Genomic DNA, 15,640 nt, shown 5'->3' with positions numbered 1-15,640 from the left:
TTTCATATAATCCTCAGAGAACTCTGAATAGTGATTACTTTTTCAGTACCCTCCTCTATACCCGGGATATTTTCCAAGTGACAAACGACGAGGTATGGATCGCCACCTACAACGGTATCTATATCTACCAAATCCCCTCAAACAAGACCTTTCACATAGAACAAGACAAATGCGATCCATATTCACTATCCAATAACGCTATCAAACAGTTTTGCAAGGACCGGGAAGGTGGCTTATGGATCTGTACGGATAATGGGGGCATTAATTACCTTCCCCCTTATCTCAAATTCAAGAAAGACTACAATATACCCGGGCAAAAAACAATTAACGGTGATATTATCCATGATATTTGCCAAGACGCTAACCATAATATATGGATAGGAACCGAAGACGCTGGTCTCAATAAACTCGACATCCGTACGCAAACCTATAAGAATTTCCAAGATAAAGACGGTCTTTCCCAAAGCTGTATCCACGGGCTTACCGTGATTGGAGACTATCTATGGATCGGGACACACGCTAACGGGGTAGACGTGATGGATATCCGTACGGAGAAAATCATCAAGCATTATACGATCGCCCCGAATCCTTACGCCTCCCAAAACGATATCATCGTATATCTCTATAAAACCCGGAAAAATAACTTGCTCATAGCTACGGCATCCGGCATGTATCAATATAATCCGATGCAAGATATTTTCGAGCCTCTCGATCAATTCCCCGGTAATTGCAGGATACAAACGATCTTCGAGGATCACGAAGGGGTTATATGGGCCGGAACATTCAATATCGGATTATATTATTTCGACCCAATCCGGCAAAAACACGGCGAATTTAAATTGGATTCCATAAACACGAACGCCAACCGGACGATCAATCACATCCATGAGGATACTAAAAACAATCTATGGTTCGCTACCGGAAACGGAGTGAAAATGTACGACCGGAATTTAAAGAGTACGACAAAATACACGACTCAAGACGGCCTACCCAGTAACGTCATTTACCGGATCGAGGAAGACCCTAAAGGCCACATGTGGATCAGTACCACAAATGGCCTGGCCGTACTTAACCCTGTCAATCAAGAGATCAAGGTGTTCAAAAAAGAACATGGGCTCCTGTCCAATCAATTCAACTATAACTCTTCTTTAAAAGCTAAAGACGGCAAATTATATTTCGGGACCTTGAAAGGCTTGGTCCGGTTCCACCCCGATAATATCCAACAGTTCTCTATCCAACCGAAGATTTATATGACACAAATCAATTATTCGGACCCCGACCATAATCTATTGAGGCAAAAAGACATCACTTTTAAAAAAGGGATCACCTTAGAACATAATCAGTCCACATTCTACATCGACTACACATCATTAAGCTACCAAGCCCCCAACCTCACCCAATACGCCTATTGCATGGAAGGGTTAAGTTCCAAATGGTATCATGTGGTGGGCGAGAACCGGGTTTATTTCACGAAACTACCGCCCGGTAATTATACGTTCAAGGTGAAGGCGGCGAACCTGTCCGGTATTTGGAATGATGAGCCGGCGATGTTCCAGATTACGATCCTTCCCCCATGGTGGCTCTCTACCAAGGCGTTAATCCTATATGGGATTATCGCTATCGGATGCGTAGTGTTGCTGATCTTTATCATTTCCCGGCATAATAAGGCCAATATACAGCAGAAAATACAGGAGTTCGAGAATGAAAAGGAGAAGGAGCTTTATCAAGCTAAGATTGATTTCTTCATCAATATCGCTCATGAGATACGTACGCCCCTGACTTTAATTAAAAGTCCTCTGGAGAAAGTAACACGGGACATCAAGCTATCTCCCAGCGCAAAGAATTATCTGACAATTGTGGATAAAAACGCGAACCGGCTACTGGATCTGGTGAATCAACTACTGGATTTCAGGAAGACGGAAATCGAGGGATATAAACTAAACTTCATACATACGGACATCATCGCATTGATGCAAGAGACCTTTGAGCGTTTCCACGACACGGCGGAGCAGGAGGCATTGCAAATGATTATCGAGTGTAACGTGAAATCTTTCTACGCCTTTATCGATAAGGAGGCTTGCACGAAGATACTCAGCAACCTCCTATCGAACGCTATTAAATACGCAAGAAGCAAGATCATCGTCCGGTTCGAGGCGCAAGATGGCGAGCGATTCACGATCGATATCATGAACGATGGAAAGCCCATCTCGGAGGAGATAAAAGAAAAGATCTTCGAGCCTTTCTACCGGGATGACTCCTCTATCCATAAATCCGGGACCGGGCTCGGACTACCCTTGGCCCGTTCTTTAGCGGAGATGCACGAGGGATCATTGACGTTGGAGGAATCTCCGGCCGGGCTTATCATCTTTAGATTACGTTTGCCGGTGAACCAACCGAACTCATTAAAACTAGAGGAAGAGAAAGCAGAGGTCCTGACCAACCCTGCCAGCGAGCGGAAATATGTCACCCAAGAATCCCGCCCGACGGTTCTCGTGGTGGAAGATAACACCGAAATGCTCCATTTCATCGGTCAAGAGATCAATGTCCATTACAATGTTGTCACCGCCGGTAATGGCGAGGAGGCGATTGCCCGTCTTCAGGAATATGGCATCCAATTAATCATCAGCGATATCATGATGCCTGTCATGGATGGTTTCACCTTATTGAAAAAGATAAAGACTAATCTGGAGTTCAGCCATATCCCGATCATCCTCCTGACGTCTAAGAACACCTTACAATCTCGCATGGAAGGGCTTGAGCTGGGGGCGGACGCTTACATCGACAAACCTTTCTCCATGGATCTATTGCTTACCCAAGTGACGAACCTGCTGAACAACCGGAGCAATATGCGTGCCTATTATTTCAACTCGCCGATTGCCAATATCAAATCCATGGCTTACACGAAGGCGGACGAGAAGTTCTTGAAGAAACTGAACGATATCATCGACAGCCATATAAACGACGTGAACCTAGACGTGGACATGATAGCGGACTTGATGAATCTAAGCCGTCCGACCCTTTACCGTAAAATCAACGGCCTATCGAACGTAACGCCCAACGAGTTGATCAAGATCAGCCGGCTAAAGAAAGCCGCCGAGTTGATCCTTCAAGGCGATATGAGAATTTACGAGATCGCCGAGGCGGTTGGTTTCAACTCGCAATCCTATTTCAGCCGGGCCTTCTCCAAGCAATTCAACATGAGCCCCTCGCAATACGCGAAAGAAAATAATATCGAATTGAAATAGCCCGCTAGGAAGAATAGGTCTGGAACCAGCGGGTTACCTTCTCGCTATACGTCTTGGAGATCGGGATATCGGGTACTTTCTCGATCCCCAGCTCCAGATAAACGCCCTCCTTCTCCCTGCGGATCACCTTCACTTGGTCGAAATTTACCATGAAAGAACGATGGCAACGGAGTACATTCGTATCAGCGAGGTTCTCTTCGATCGCCTTCAAGGAGTTGCGAAGCATAAACTTCGTGAGCTGCCCCTTATTCAGATACCAGATACAAACGTAATTATCCGCCGATTCAAGATACAGCAGGTTACTTCGCTTCACGGAAAGGCGCAACTCGTTCTTCTCGTCATAGAAAGAGAAAACGCTTTGCCGAACCGCCGCTTCTGTCTGGTTCTCCTCCAACAATCGCAATTGCCGCTCTTTCTCTTTATAAGAGAAATACAGGTGCAGCACGGAATAAGGGAGCAATAAAACCAGACTGGTATTCACCGCCGAATCGTTAAAAACTTCCATATATTCTCGTTCCGGATTCAGTACCAACGTATAAATCGTATAGAAAAGCGACATGAAGAATATCTCCAGCACGATCCAGATCGCATAGGTCCGGACCGTGATAGCATGCCGCTTCCCCCAATGGAACAGAATAATACGGCTCAAGACAACCACCAATACTCCCGTCAAGATAATCAAGCTAGAGAATACGAAGAACTTAAACTCCGAGACCTTGTACCAAGAGGTGGAGCTAAACGGTTTGTAGATGTTGATAAACACCAACGCAAACAAGGCCGTCCACAAAATCAGCCTCACGATATTCTGTTTACCGTATATGTAACTTGGTATTTTTTGATCCCACATTCCCATCTTTTTGCCTCTATTTTGGAACAAATGTAATCATTTTCCCAGACGAAATTCACCCCTCTATAAAAGATTTCACCCCTAAATAACACTTTATGTCCCCAACAAAGCCCGTTTAAACCATTTATTTTGAAGAGATGTTTTTCTATTGTTTGTTTGCAGTAAAAAATCAGAGGATTATGGATATTTCACTTCGTACTAAGCAACTGAACAGTCTTTTCTCTTATGACAAAAAGACTGAATTGGAAGAGAGCCATCTGGAGATCATCCCGTTTCGCTTCACCCAGACCCGTGGCGCCAGCGAGATCGACGAGTTCCAGAAGGGACTTACCCCCACCGGATTCTGTCCGATGACCGACGATCGTATCCAAGAGAACAAATCTTTCTCATATGCCATATTCACGCCCTCGGGACGTAAAAAGAATAATGAGGCGATTATCCTGTTGCATGGCCTGAACGAGCGGACTTGGGAAAAATACCTCACATGGGCGGAATACCTCACCCATACGACCGGTAAACCGGTCATCCTGTTCCCGATCGCTTTCCATATGAACCGTACCCCGGGATTATGGGTCAATCCCCGTGCGATCCTCCCTTGGGTAAGCAAACGCAAGGAGGAGATAGCGAACGTGACGAACTCCACCTTCGCCAACGTAGCCCTCAGCAGCCGGCTATCCCAAAACCCGTTACGCTTTTACGCCTCGGGCAGAGAATCCGTTTATAATATGTGGCAATTGGTTCATGAGATCAAGAACGGCGAGCATCCTTTGTTCAAGGAAGATACGTCCATCAACTTATTCGCTTATTCCATCGGCGCGTTACTCTCGCAGGTCTTGTTATTAGCGAATCCGGACAAGATGTTTACGGACACCCGTTTATTCATGTTTTGCGGTGGCTCCATCTTCAGTGAGATGGATGGCAACGCCCGTGATATCATGGACAAGGAGGCGTTCGCCAAGGTACGCCATTACTTCCGGCATGATTTCTTGGAGAACCGTACGCTTCCCACCTCGTTCAAGAATGATTTTCTGGAGCAAGCCTTTAAGGCCATGGTACGTGAGGATGTGTTACGAGATTACCGGGAGTCGTTCTTCCAACGGGCTTGCGATCGTATTCGGGCGATCTCATTGAAAAAAGATATCGTTATGCCTACTGGCGGGGTGATCAAGGCTTTAGGAAAAGCGTCCGGCAAGATATTGGAAGAACTGGATTTCCCGTTCGCTTACTCCCATCAAATCCCCTTCCCGACACACTCCCGTATCGATCCGGGCCTGATCAACCAAGCCTTTCATTCCATATTCACGAGGGCGGCGGCGTTTCTCTAAAGAGATTACAAATTGTGACCTCAAACACTCATATTCTTTTTTAGTTCATGCAGGTACAATAAAAAATCGCTAAATAACTAATATTACGTTATTTAGCGATCATCCATCGTGGTCCCACTTGGGCTTGAACCAAGGACTCCCTGATTATGAGTCAGGTGCTCTAACCAACTGAGCTATAGGACCTGTTCAGAGCTAGGCTCTGAAATCGGGTGCAATATTACGATTTATTATCGAGATATGCAAATGTTAAAGGGAAAAACTTATTTTTCCGCACTTTCTTCTCCGGCGAACTCCATCAAGTATGCTTTGATGAAATCGTCGATCTTTCCATCCATCACACCGTTCACGTCGGAAGTCTGGTAGTTCGTACGATGGTCTTTTACGCGACGGTCATCGAATACGTAACTACGGATCTGCGAACCCCACTCGATCTTCTTCTTTCCGGCCTCCACCTTGGCCTGCTCGGCCATGCGATGCTGCAACTCCTTATCGTAAAGGATGGAACGCAATTGACGCATAGCGTTCTCACGGTTCTTGGGTTGGTCGCGAGTCTCGGTATTCTCGATCAAGATCTCTTCTTCCTCACCTGTATACGGGTCCTTGAACTGATAACGCAAGCGAACTCCGGATTCCACCTTGTTCACGTTCTGTCCTCCGGCGCCGCCCGAGCGGAACGTATCCCAAGAGATAGCCGCCGTCTCTACCTTTACCTCGATCGTATCATCCACCAACGGGGTGACGAATACGGAGGCGAAAGAAGTCATTCGTTTACCTTGGGCGTTGTAAGGAGATACACGTACCAAACGATGCACGCCATTCTCGCTCTTTAGATAGCCATAGGCATAATCTCCCTCAATATTGAAGGTCACGGTCTTGATACCGGCCTCATCCCCTTCCTGATAGTTGGCGACAGAGATCTTATAACCGTTATTCTCAGCCCAACGCTGATACATACGCATCAACATGGAAGCCCAATCTTGGCTCTCGGTACCACCGGCACCCGAGTTGATCTTGAGCACGCAGCTCATTTGATCAGCCTCGTCGCGAAGCATATTGCGGAACTCCAAGTCTTCCAGTAAATGAAGGGCCTTCTTATAAGCCGCGTCCACCTCTTCCTCGGTGATAATCTCTTCCTTTACATATTCGTAAGCCAACTCTAGCTCCTCAGCCGCCGCATGTACCTCACCGTAAAGCTCGATCCATTTCTTTAGCTCCTTTACTTTCTTCATCTGGACTTCCGCACGTTTGGCGTCTTCCCAGAAACCGGGGTCTTGCGTACGTAGCTCCTCCTCTTCTAACTGAATGGTCTTGCTATCGATGTCAAAGATACCCCCTCAGCGCCTTATCGCGCTCCAACACGTCATGTAGTTGGTCTGATGTGATCATATGTTCTTTTCTTTTTTAAATTTACCGCGAAGATAAGAAATAGTTGATAGCCGACAAACTCGTTATTCCTCGTACATCGCCTCTATCTCGGTAGCGTACTTCTGCAATACGACCGGACGGCGCAACTTTAGCGTATCCGTCAGCTCGCATCCCATCATGAAGGGTTCCGGCAACAAGGTAAAGCGCTTGATCTTCTCGTAAGAAGCCAAGTTCTTCTGGTGCTCCTCTACCCTAGCCTCGATGAAACGAATGATATCCTTGTTCTTCACCAACTCCTCCCGGCTCTCGAACGAGATGCCTTTTTCCCCGGCATACTTCTCCAACAATGGATAAGCCGGCACGATCAAGGCGCTCACGAACTTACGTTGATCGCCGATAACAGCGATTTGCTCGATATAATTATCACCGCTCATCACCATCTCGATCGCTTGCGGGGCGATATATTTTCCGTTTGAAGTCTTATACAAATCCTTGATTCGTTCCGTAAAGAATAACGTATTACCCTCCAAACGACCAGCGTCGCCGGTACGGAAGAAACCATCCTCGGTGAAAGCCTTCCTCGTTTCCTCCGGTTTATTATAATACCCGGACATCACGGTCTTGCCTTTCACCAAGATCTCGTTATTCCCCGGATCTATTTTCACTTGAACTCCCGGCATTACCTCACCAATAGAACCAAACTGGAATCCGATCTCCGGGTAGAAACAAACCGTAGCCGTCGTCTCGCTCAGTCCATAACCATAAGCGATCGGGATATTCACGGACTGCAAGAACTCATTAATCGTGTCCGATAACGGAGCGCCCGCCACCGGGAAAAACCGTCCACGCTCAATACCCAATACCTTCTTCAATAAGGTAAAAACCGTTTTATTGTAAAATTGGAACTTCAACTTCAGACTACACGGGGCCGGAATACCTTTATTCTTATACTCCAGATTATACTTTCGCCCGGTCTCGATAGCATCCAAGAAAATCTTCTTCATGGCCGGAGAGGCGGAGTTGATCTTCTCGTGCACGCCCGCATACACCTTCTCCCAGAAACGAGGCACATTGCACATCAAGGTAGGATGAACCTCCGGCAATGTCTTCTGGATCATTTTCGGGTCTTGGTTGATAGCGATCGTAACCCCTTTATGGAGACAATAATAGCACCAAGCTTTCTCGAAGATATGAGTCATTGGCAAGAAACTCATGGATAGATCCTTGTCGGTTACCAGAGGCAGACGTACATCATGTATCCGCATCGCCTCCAGATAGCAAGAATGAGGAAGCATTACGCCTTTCGACTCACCTGTCGTACCGGACGTATATATAATGGTAGCCAGATCCTCCGGAACGGCTTCCGTCATACGTATTTTCACCGTGCTCTCCGCATGCGCGTTATCCCCCAAGCGCAAGAAATCATCAAAATAAATGGACGTCTTATCTTCCGGATTCATCTTGACCGCCGGATCAAAGACAACCAGACGCTCCAGATACTTAGAGTCCTTCTGTACCTTGAAAGCGTTATTATACTGCAATTGCTCACCCACGAACAACGTGCGGATCTTAGCGTCATTGATGATGTACTCGATTTGTCCCGGAGAATTCGTCGCATACATCGGGATGGAAACCACCCGGTTACCATACGCACCGAAGTCCGTATATAAACACTGAGGCATATTCTGGGAATAAACCCCGATATTCTCTTGTACCTTTATCCCGAACTCAGCCATCGCCTTGGCCGTAAGCATAACTTTATCGGAAAACTCCCTCCAAGAAATCTTCAACCATTTCCCCGTAGCGTTATCTCTATGTTTCAACGCTGTACGGTTCCCATATTTCTCTGCCTGACGGTGTATTAACTCGGCGAAATGATAATAAATCATAATTCCTTATTTTGAATTGATACCGCGAAAGTACGCTTTTCTCTTCTAAAAGACATGACATCAGTCCTTTTTTTACACATAATTGCTCTTTTTGTGCAAGTATTCGGTTAAATAATAATAATTCATAGTAGCATGTATTGCATAGTACATATGTAATACATACATTTGTAGCATAAAATTAAAAGAGATGAATGCAGAGAACGTAAAATCACAAATGAGGAAAGGGACGCTGGAATATTGCATCCTCCTGCTTCTCAAAAAGGAACCCGCTTACACCTCTGATATCATTCAGAAGTTACAAGAAGCGAAGTTGATCGTTGTGGAAGGCACTTTATATCCTCTTTTAACCCGACTAAAAAATAGCGAGCTATTAAGTTATCAGTGGATAGAATCTACGCAAGGACCGCCACGCAAGTATTACCAACTGACCGAGAAAGGAGAACTATTCCTCGGCGAGCTGGAGGCTTCATGGCAGGAACTAAATGATACAATAAACCACATCAGAAACAATTAAAACGAAAGAGTGATGAAGAAGACACTTACTGTTAATCTGGGAGGCACAGTTTTCCACATTGACGAAGACGCATACCAATTATTAGACAAATATCTGTCTAACCTGCGCATCCACTTCCGCAAAGAAGAGGGTTCGGATGAGATCATGGATGATTTCGAGATGCGTATCTCGGAACTTCTTAACGAGCGTGTCCGCTTAGGCTACGAGGTCATCACGATCGAGCAGGTAGAGGAAGTGATCAAACGGATGGGTAAGCCGGAAGAGATTTTCGAGGAGGAAGAGAAAAGCACCGACCACGAGGATAATTACCGGGCACAACAACAGGAGACTCATACCCAGACGACCAAGAAACGCTTGATGCGTGACCCGGATAACCGTATTCTGGGAGGTGTCGCCGGAGGTTTCGCCGCCTACATGGATTGGGACCCGACTGCCGTACGTATCGTGCTTTTCCTTCTGATGTTCTTCTATGGAATCACGGTTCCGCTTTACTTTTTGTTGTGGATCATCGTACCGATGGCACGTACGGCGACCGAGAAACTCGAGATGCGCGGACAAAGCGTGACGGTGGAGAATATCGGAAAGACCGTGACAGATGGATTCGAGAAAGTCAGCAATAACGTGAACGACTTTATCAGCTCGGATAAGCCGAGGAACTTCTTCCAAAAGCTGGCGGATGTTTTCGTTCTGGTCATCGGGTTCATCCTGAAGTTTTTCATCATATTGGCCGGAATCTTCCTGTTGCCACCGCTAGTACTAGTCGTATTCATTCTGGTAGTCGTAACATTCGCGTTGCTCATGGGTGGGGCCGGACTCATCTATAACCTCTCTCCGTTCGGAGCGGACTTGATAAACGGAGCACCGTTGTCAATGGCAATCATGGGATGCATAGGGACAATCTTATTCATCGGTATCCCCATATTCTCCTTGATATACGCTATTTGCAGCCAATTATTCAAGGTACGCCCCTTACCGACGCAAGCAAGATGGATATTATTAGCCTTATGGCTTATCTCCTTTATATTATGTGGTGTATATATCCATCAATCCGGTATGCTATATGACTGGCATAATTATTGGAACGGTGTACACGATTGGAACAGGAATGCCGTTTGGCTCCCTTAACCTTATCCGAAGGCGTAAAATGAAGATATAGATTTAGTAGTTTATAATGTTTATTGTGTGTTTAAAAAAAGAAGGCCGCTCTGTCACAGAGGGGCCTTTCTTCTAAGGTTAACAAATTTATGAGTAAAAACCACTAATGAATCATATTAATGATTTGCTGTCCCCTTTGCATGATATTGTCACGCATAAAACAGCGGGTACAAATATAACCAATTTTTTATAATTAAAAAATTATATTCAATTATTTGAATTCTTTTCTAATCTTAGCGGCGATCTCGGCCAATTCTTCTTGACTTACAGCCAATTTCTTCCCGCCGAAATACATATCGGACTCCTTCGTGATAGGAATCAAATGGATATGCGCATGGGGCACTTCCAAGCCCATGACAGCCAACCCTACACGCTTACACTCGATAGCGGTCTCTTGGGCACGAGCTACCCGTTTAGCGAAAGCTACCATCCGTCCCAGCATCGGATCATCGATATCAAAGATATAATCGACCTCCTTCTTGGGAATTACCAAGGTATGCCCCAAGGCTACCGGATTGATATCGAGGAAAGCAAAAAACTCATCGTCTTCCGCAACCTTGTGGCTAGGGATCTCACCCGCCACGATTCTACTGAAAATAGTTGCCATACGTCTTTCTGTTTTTAAATTGAAATATCCATAATCTCAAACGTCATCAAGCCGGAAGGTACACGGATCTCAACGACATCCCCTACCTTCTTTCCCATCAAACCTTGGGCGATCGGCGTGCTTACGGAGATCTTTCCTTCTTTTAGGTTAGCCTCCGAATCCGATACCAACGTGTAGGTCATGACAGCGTTATTCTTCGTATTCTTAATTTTCACCTTGTTCAAAATCTGAACCTCATCTGTTTTCACACGACTCTCATCGATCAGACGGGCGTTTGAGATCAAACCTTTTAACTGCGCAAGCTTAGCCTCCATGATACCTTGAGCCTCTTTGGCGGCATCGTACTCTGCGTTCTCGGATAAGTCACCCTTATCCCTCGCCTCAGCGATCTGGGCTGATATTTCAGGGCGCTTCACGGTCTCCAAATAGTTGATTTCAGCTAAAATCTTATCGTAGCCGTCCTTTGTCATATAACTAACAGCCATATTAAATCCTCCTTATTCTTTATATTAATATTGATTGATTATCGCATAATAAAAAAGAATCCCGACCAAGTCATATGGCCGGAACTCCCCTTTTTTATCATTTCAAGACTCCGCAAAGTTAGGTTATCTTTCTAAGATGAACAAGTTTACGAAAGTGCTTTATAACATATAAATCTGATGATTAAATCATGAACAATTTACAATACGGACTTGATGTCAGCCTCAAGTTTCTTCACGTCGTCCACCCGTTTAACCAAGTTTCCCTTGCGATCCAAGATAAAGATCGCCGGAAGCTGTTTCACGTTATACAACGCTGCGGTCTGAGAGTAAACAGACTGTGGATCACGCACGCAAGTCCAAGGTAAATTAGAAGCGGCGTTCTTCCAGAAGTGGACATCATTATCCAAAGAGATCTGGTAAATCTCCAAGCCCTTATCGTGGTACCTCGTATATAAATCGCCAAATTCCATATTCAAGGCAGGAGACCATTCGGACATATAGGCCGTGAAGTTGATCAACACCACCTTGCCTGTAGCGACAGAAGACAATTTCGTGTTTTCCCCATGTATATCCGGCAACTCGATATCCAAGAAACTAACCTCTTTCTTCTCCACCTTATCCAAATCCATCGGGCGCTGGCTACGAATCACCTTTATCGATTGAAGAGCCAAGTTATACAGATGCTTAGCACGAGGGCTTTCCGGATAATAATGATCGAAACTGGTGGCTACGGCACCATAAGCCTTCGAGTCGTTCTTGTCATACAAATCGAAGAACAGCAAGCCGTCGATTTGCTGGAACAAGGCAAAGTAAGCGGCAGCGGACATCGGGGCGGAATAAATATACTTACGAGCCACGTCCTTATAAGCCTCGGCGGCCTCGAGCACCTGGCGGGAATATACGGAATCCGCCAACAGACCGGACTCAGATTCTTTCCGTAAACGATGGATCGCTTGGTTCGCGTCTAATTGAGCCAAGGTAATATTCTTGATCGCCTTGCAATTCTCTGAGCCCTCCACGCTATAAGAAGTAGCGAAAGTCCCGGCATCGGCCACGAACGAGATCGTCTCCGTAGAATCTACCGAGAAGTTGATCAATTGGTTATTCAGACGCAAGCGATAAAAATCAGGGAATGCCGGACGAGGCTTCGTAAAGCTGAATTTACCGGCCGCCGTCAGTTTTACGGAGTCCATCAACTCTACCGTCGACACACCTACATTCTCCAGATACATCATCTGGCCATCAGCGCCGGACACTACACCTTCCACCGTAAAATCAGAATTCTTCTTACAAGCCGTGAACAAAAGCAACATAACACACAGCACAGCTAGTAAATTCGTAGATATTTGTTTCATTATTCCAGTTTGTCTATATTACTAATCTGGTGCAAATATACATTATTTTACAATTGTGGCACTATTATTCCGTATTTCTTCAAGGCTTTTTTCAAAAAAAGTATTTCAAGACTGTTATTTCTTTTCATTTTCATGCAATTACAGGTAAACTTTCATTACATTTGCACCAATTTTTGACAGATAGAAAAATAAGAAAAAAGATTATGCTTAATCCAATTAACAAGACGATCGAGTTAGGTGATGGAAGAACCATTACCATCGAAACCGGGAAATTGGCCAAACAGGCGGACGGAGCGGTTACCGTTCGTATGAACAACACCGTGTTGCTCGCCACTGTTTGTGCCGCTAAAGATGCGAACCCGGGTGTTGACTTCATGCCGTTGCAAGTAGAATACAAAGAGAAATACTCCGCTTTTGGACGTTTCCCCGGAGGTTTTACAAAAAGAGAAGGAAAAGCTTCTGATTATGAAATCCTCACATCTCGTTTAGTAGACCGTGCGTTGCGTCCTCTTTTCCCGGACAACTACCACGCTGAGGTATATGTAAATATTATATTGTTCTCCGCGGATGGCGAAGATTTGCCGGACGCATTAGCAGGTTTGGCCGCTTCCGCCGCTTTGGCTGTCTCTGATATTCCTTTTAACGGACCGATCTCTGAGGTTCGTGTAGCTCGTACGGATGGAAAATACATCGTCAACCCAACTTCCGCGGAATTGGAGAAAGCTGATATCGACATCATGGTTGCCGCTACCATAGACAACATCATGATGGTTGAGGGTGAGATGAACGAGGTTCAGGAATCTGAGATGCTTGAGGCTATCAAGGTCGCTCACGAGGCTATCAAGGTACAATGCAAGGCTCAATTGGAATTATCCGAGGCTTGCGGCAAATTGGTAAAACGCGAATATTGCCACGAGGTAAACGATGACGAGTTGCGCAAGGACGTACACGACAAATGTTACGCCAAGGCTTACGCCGTAGCCACATCCGGTAGCGGCAAGCACGAACGCAGCGAGGCATTCGAGAAAATCGTAGAGGAATACAAGGCTCAATTCTCCGAGGAGGAGTTGACGGACGAGAAACTGGAAATGATCGGTCGCTACTATCACGATGTAGAGAAAGAGGCTATGCGCCGTGCCATCCTTGATGAGGGCAAGCGTTTGGATGGTCGTAAGACTACCGAGATCCGTCCGATCTGGATCGAGACAGATTGCCTGCCGGGTCCTCACGGTTCCGCTATCTTTACACGTGGAGAGACTCAGTCTTTATCTACGGTAACTTTAGGTACGAAGTCTGACGAGAAAATGATAGACGACGTATTGAATCATAGCTACGAGCGTTTCCTTTTACATTATAACTTCCCCCCGTTCTCCACTGGCGAGGCTAAGGCTACACGTGGCGTAGGCCGTCGTGAGATCGGACACGGAAACTTGGCTCACCGTGCGCTGAAACGTATGATCCCGGACAACTATCCGTATGTAGTGCGTGTGATCTCCGATATCTTGGAGTCTAACGGTTCTTCTTCTATGGCTACGGTTTGTGCCGGTACCTTGGCGTTGAGAGACGCGGGTGTCCCGATGAAGAAACCGGTATCCGGTATCGCTATGGGATTGATCTCCGAGAACAAGGGTACGAACTACGCCATCTTGTCTGATATCTTAGGCGACGAGGATCACTTGGGTGATATGGACTTCAAGGTAACGGGTACGAAAGACGGTATCACGGCTACCCAGATGGATATCAAGGTAGACGGTTTGTCTTACGAGATCCTTGAGAATGCTTTGGCTCAAGCGAAAGAGGGCCGTATGCATATCTTGGGCAAGATCTTGGAGGCTCAACCGGAAGCTCGCGAGGATTTGAAACCTCATGCACCTCGTATCGAGACGATGATTATCGGTAAAGAATTCATCGGTGCGGTAATCGGCCCGGGCGGTAAGATCATCCAAGGCATCCAAGAGAAGACGGGCGCTACGGTTTCTATCGATGAGGTAGACGGCGTAGGAAAGATCGAGATCTCCGGCACGAATAAGGCTACGATCGACGCGGCTGTCAAGGCGATCAAAGGTATCGTGGCTGTTCCTGAGATCGGAGAGGTTTATGAAGGAAAGATTTCCTCTATCATGCCTTATGGTGCGTTCGTTGAGTTCATGCCGGGCAAGGATGGTTTGCTTCACATTTCCGAGATCGACTGGAAACGTCTGGAGACCGTTGAGCAAGCCGGCTTGAAGGAAGGCGATACGGTTTCTGTCAAGTTGGTTGATATCGATCCGAAGACAGGCAAGTTCAAACTTTCCCGCAAGGTATTGCTTCCGAAACCGGAAGGTTACGAGGAACGTCCGCCAAGACCAGAAAGAGGAGATCGCGGACCTCGTCCAGACCGTGGTGATCGTGGAGACCGTGGTCCTCGTCAGGATCGTGGTGATCGCGGACCTCGCAGGGAGTACAGAGACTAAGATAAGGTCTTATACATTATATATTATCCCGGGTAGATTAAACACTATCCGGGATTTTTTTTATCAAATCATCTACCACACCTACAACTATAGCTATAATCAATTGGTCATAAGTTATTTATCGAGTGGTGGTAGATAAATAGCATCTACCACTATCGGCTCGTATCTACCACCATTTACTACTTTTCAATCACAAAACACCACCGTCCCCTACTCGCCAATCGCATCATTGGTCCTATCTTTTTCAAGAAGCGACCGAAGATATAGACATTGCTTAGCTTGCCGGCTATCTGTTTAGCCATGCTTCATATATCATTTAATAAACTGATTAATTGATATTTATAGTTTTTTGTCTTATGCTGATATAGGTAGACACATTCAATAACAATAAAATGTGTAA

The 15,640-nt window shown here is 45.9% G+C and carries 12 protein-coding genes and 1 tRNA gene; 5 read left to right on the top strand and 8 right to left on the bottom strand.

Annotated elements, in window-relative coordinates:
* On the top strand, positions 1–3,245 hold a 3,245-nt coding region (locus DW033_RS23170; RefSeq protein ID WP_147423696.1), incomplete at its 5' end, for a hybrid sensor histidine kinase/response regulator transcription factor.
* A 4-nt stretch (positions 3,246–3,249) separates the two neighbouring features.
* On the opposite strand, the gene DW033_RS23165 is transcribed toward DW033_RS23170, so the two are convergent.
* Positions 3,250–4,092, bottom strand: a complete 843-nt coding sequence (locus DW033_RS23165) for a LytTR family DNA-binding domain-containing protein (protein WP_022192277.1) — start codon at positions 4,090–4,092, stop codon at positions 3,250–3,252.
* 179 nt (positions 4,093–4,271) lie between these two features.
* Here DW033_RS23165 and DW033_RS23160 point away from each other — a divergent pair, with 179 nt between their 5' ends.
* Positions 4,272–5,417 carry a DUF6051 family protein gene (locus DW033_RS23160; RefSeq protein WP_122383208.1) on the top strand — a complete coding sequence of 382 codons (1,146 nt, stop codon included), beginning with the start codon at positions 4,272–4,274 and terminating at the stop codon, positions 5,415–5,417.
* Between the two features lie 109 nt (positions 5,418–5,526).
* Here the strand turns inward: DW033_RS23160 and DW033_RS23155 are convergent.
* From DW033_RS23155 to DW033_RS23145, 3 genes are all read right to left on the bottom strand, one after another.
* Positions 5,527–5,600, bottom strand: a tRNA-Ile gene (locus DW033_RS23155).
* A gap of 77 nt (positions 5,601–5,677) precedes the next feature.
* Positions 5,678–6,803, bottom strand: a protein-coding gene (prfB, locus tag DW033_RS23150) for a peptide chain release factor 2 (RefSeq protein WP_122383207.1) whose coding sequence is annotated in 2 segments (ribosomal slippage) — positions 5,678–6,739 and positions 6,741–6,803 — 1,125 coding nt in all. Because the reading frame shifts where the segments join, the coding sequence is not laid out codon by codon here.
* A 62-nt stretch (positions 6,804–6,865) separates the two neighbouring features.
* Positions 6,866–8,671, bottom strand: a complete 1,806-nt coding sequence (locus DW033_RS23145) for a long-chain fatty acid--CoA ligase (protein ID WP_048928503.1) — start codon at positions 8,669–8,671, stop codon at positions 6,866–6,868.
* Positions 8,672–8,858: 187 nt separating this feature from the next.
* On the opposite strand from DW033_RS23145, the gene DW033_RS23140 reads away from it, so the two are divergent.
* Both DW033_RS23140 and DW033_RS23135 read left to right on the top strand, forming a co-directional pair.
* On the top strand, positions 8,859–9,185 hold the full coding sequence (locus tag DW033_RS23140) for a PadR family transcriptional regulator (RefSeq protein ID WP_005860828.1): 327 nt from the start codon (positions 8,859–8,861) through the stop codon (positions 9,183–9,185).
* Positions 9,186–9,197: 12 nt separating this feature from the next.
* Entirely contained in the window at positions 9,198–10,310 is a 1,113-nt protein-coding gene (locus DW033_RS23135; protein ID WP_005864147.1) for a PspC domain-containing protein, read from the top strand.
* Between the two features lie 241 nt (positions 10,311–10,551).
* Here DW033_RS23135 and DW033_RS23130 read toward each other — a convergent pair whose 3' ends face one another.
* The 3 genes from DW033_RS23130 to DW033_RS23120 all read right to left on the bottom strand — a co-directional run bounded on the left by DW033_RS23130 (position 10,552) and on the right by DW033_RS23120 (position 12,787).
* Positions 10,552–10,947 carry an HIT family protein gene (locus DW033_RS23130; protein WP_005860824.1) on the bottom strand — a complete coding sequence of 132 codons (396 nt, stop codon included), beginning with the start codon at positions 10,945–10,947 and terminating at the stop codon, positions 10,552–10,554.
* A 14-nt stretch (positions 10,948–10,961) separates the two neighbouring features.
* A complete protein-coding gene (gene greA, locus DW033_RS23125) occupies positions 10,962–11,432 on the bottom strand; it encodes a transcription elongation factor GreA (protein WP_005860822.1) in 471 nt (156 codons plus the stop codon).
* Between the two features lie 197 nt (positions 11,433–11,629).
* Positions 11,630–12,787, bottom strand: a complete 1,158-nt coding sequence (locus DW033_RS23120) for a TlpA disulfide reductase family protein (protein ID WP_122370223.1) — start codon at positions 12,785–12,787, stop codon at positions 11,630–11,632.
* A 203-nt stretch (positions 12,788–12,990) separates the two neighbouring features.
* Here DW033_RS23120 and pnp point away from each other — a divergent pair, with 203 nt between their 5' ends.
* Positions 12,991–15,240 carry a polyribonucleotide nucleotidyltransferase gene (gene pnp, locus DW033_RS23115; protein WP_122383206.1) on the top strand — a complete coding sequence of 750 codons (2,250 nt, stop codon included), beginning with the start codon at positions 12,991–12,993 and terminating at the stop codon, positions 15,238–15,240.
* A 179-nt stretch (positions 15,241–15,419) separates the two neighbouring features.
* Here the strand turns inward: pnp and DW033_RS25245 are convergent, their stop codons facing one another.
* Positions 15,420–15,542, bottom strand: coding sequence for a hypothetical protein (locus tag DW033_RS25245; RefSeq protein WP_255203124.1), 123 nt, complete (start codon positions 15,540–15,542; stop codon positions 15,420–15,422).
* Positions 15,543–15,640 lie beyond the last annotated feature (98 nt).

Origin of the sequence: Parabacteroides sp. AF39-10AC (genome assembly GCF_003635405.1) — a bacterium.
Taxonomy (GTDB): domain Bacteria; phylum Bacteroidota; class Bacteroidia; order Bacteroidales; family Tannerellaceae; genus Parabacteroides; species Parabacteroides distasonis.
The sequence above is the reverse complement of the archived record's forward strand: the minus strand, read 5'-3'. Positions and strand labels throughout refer to the sequence as shown.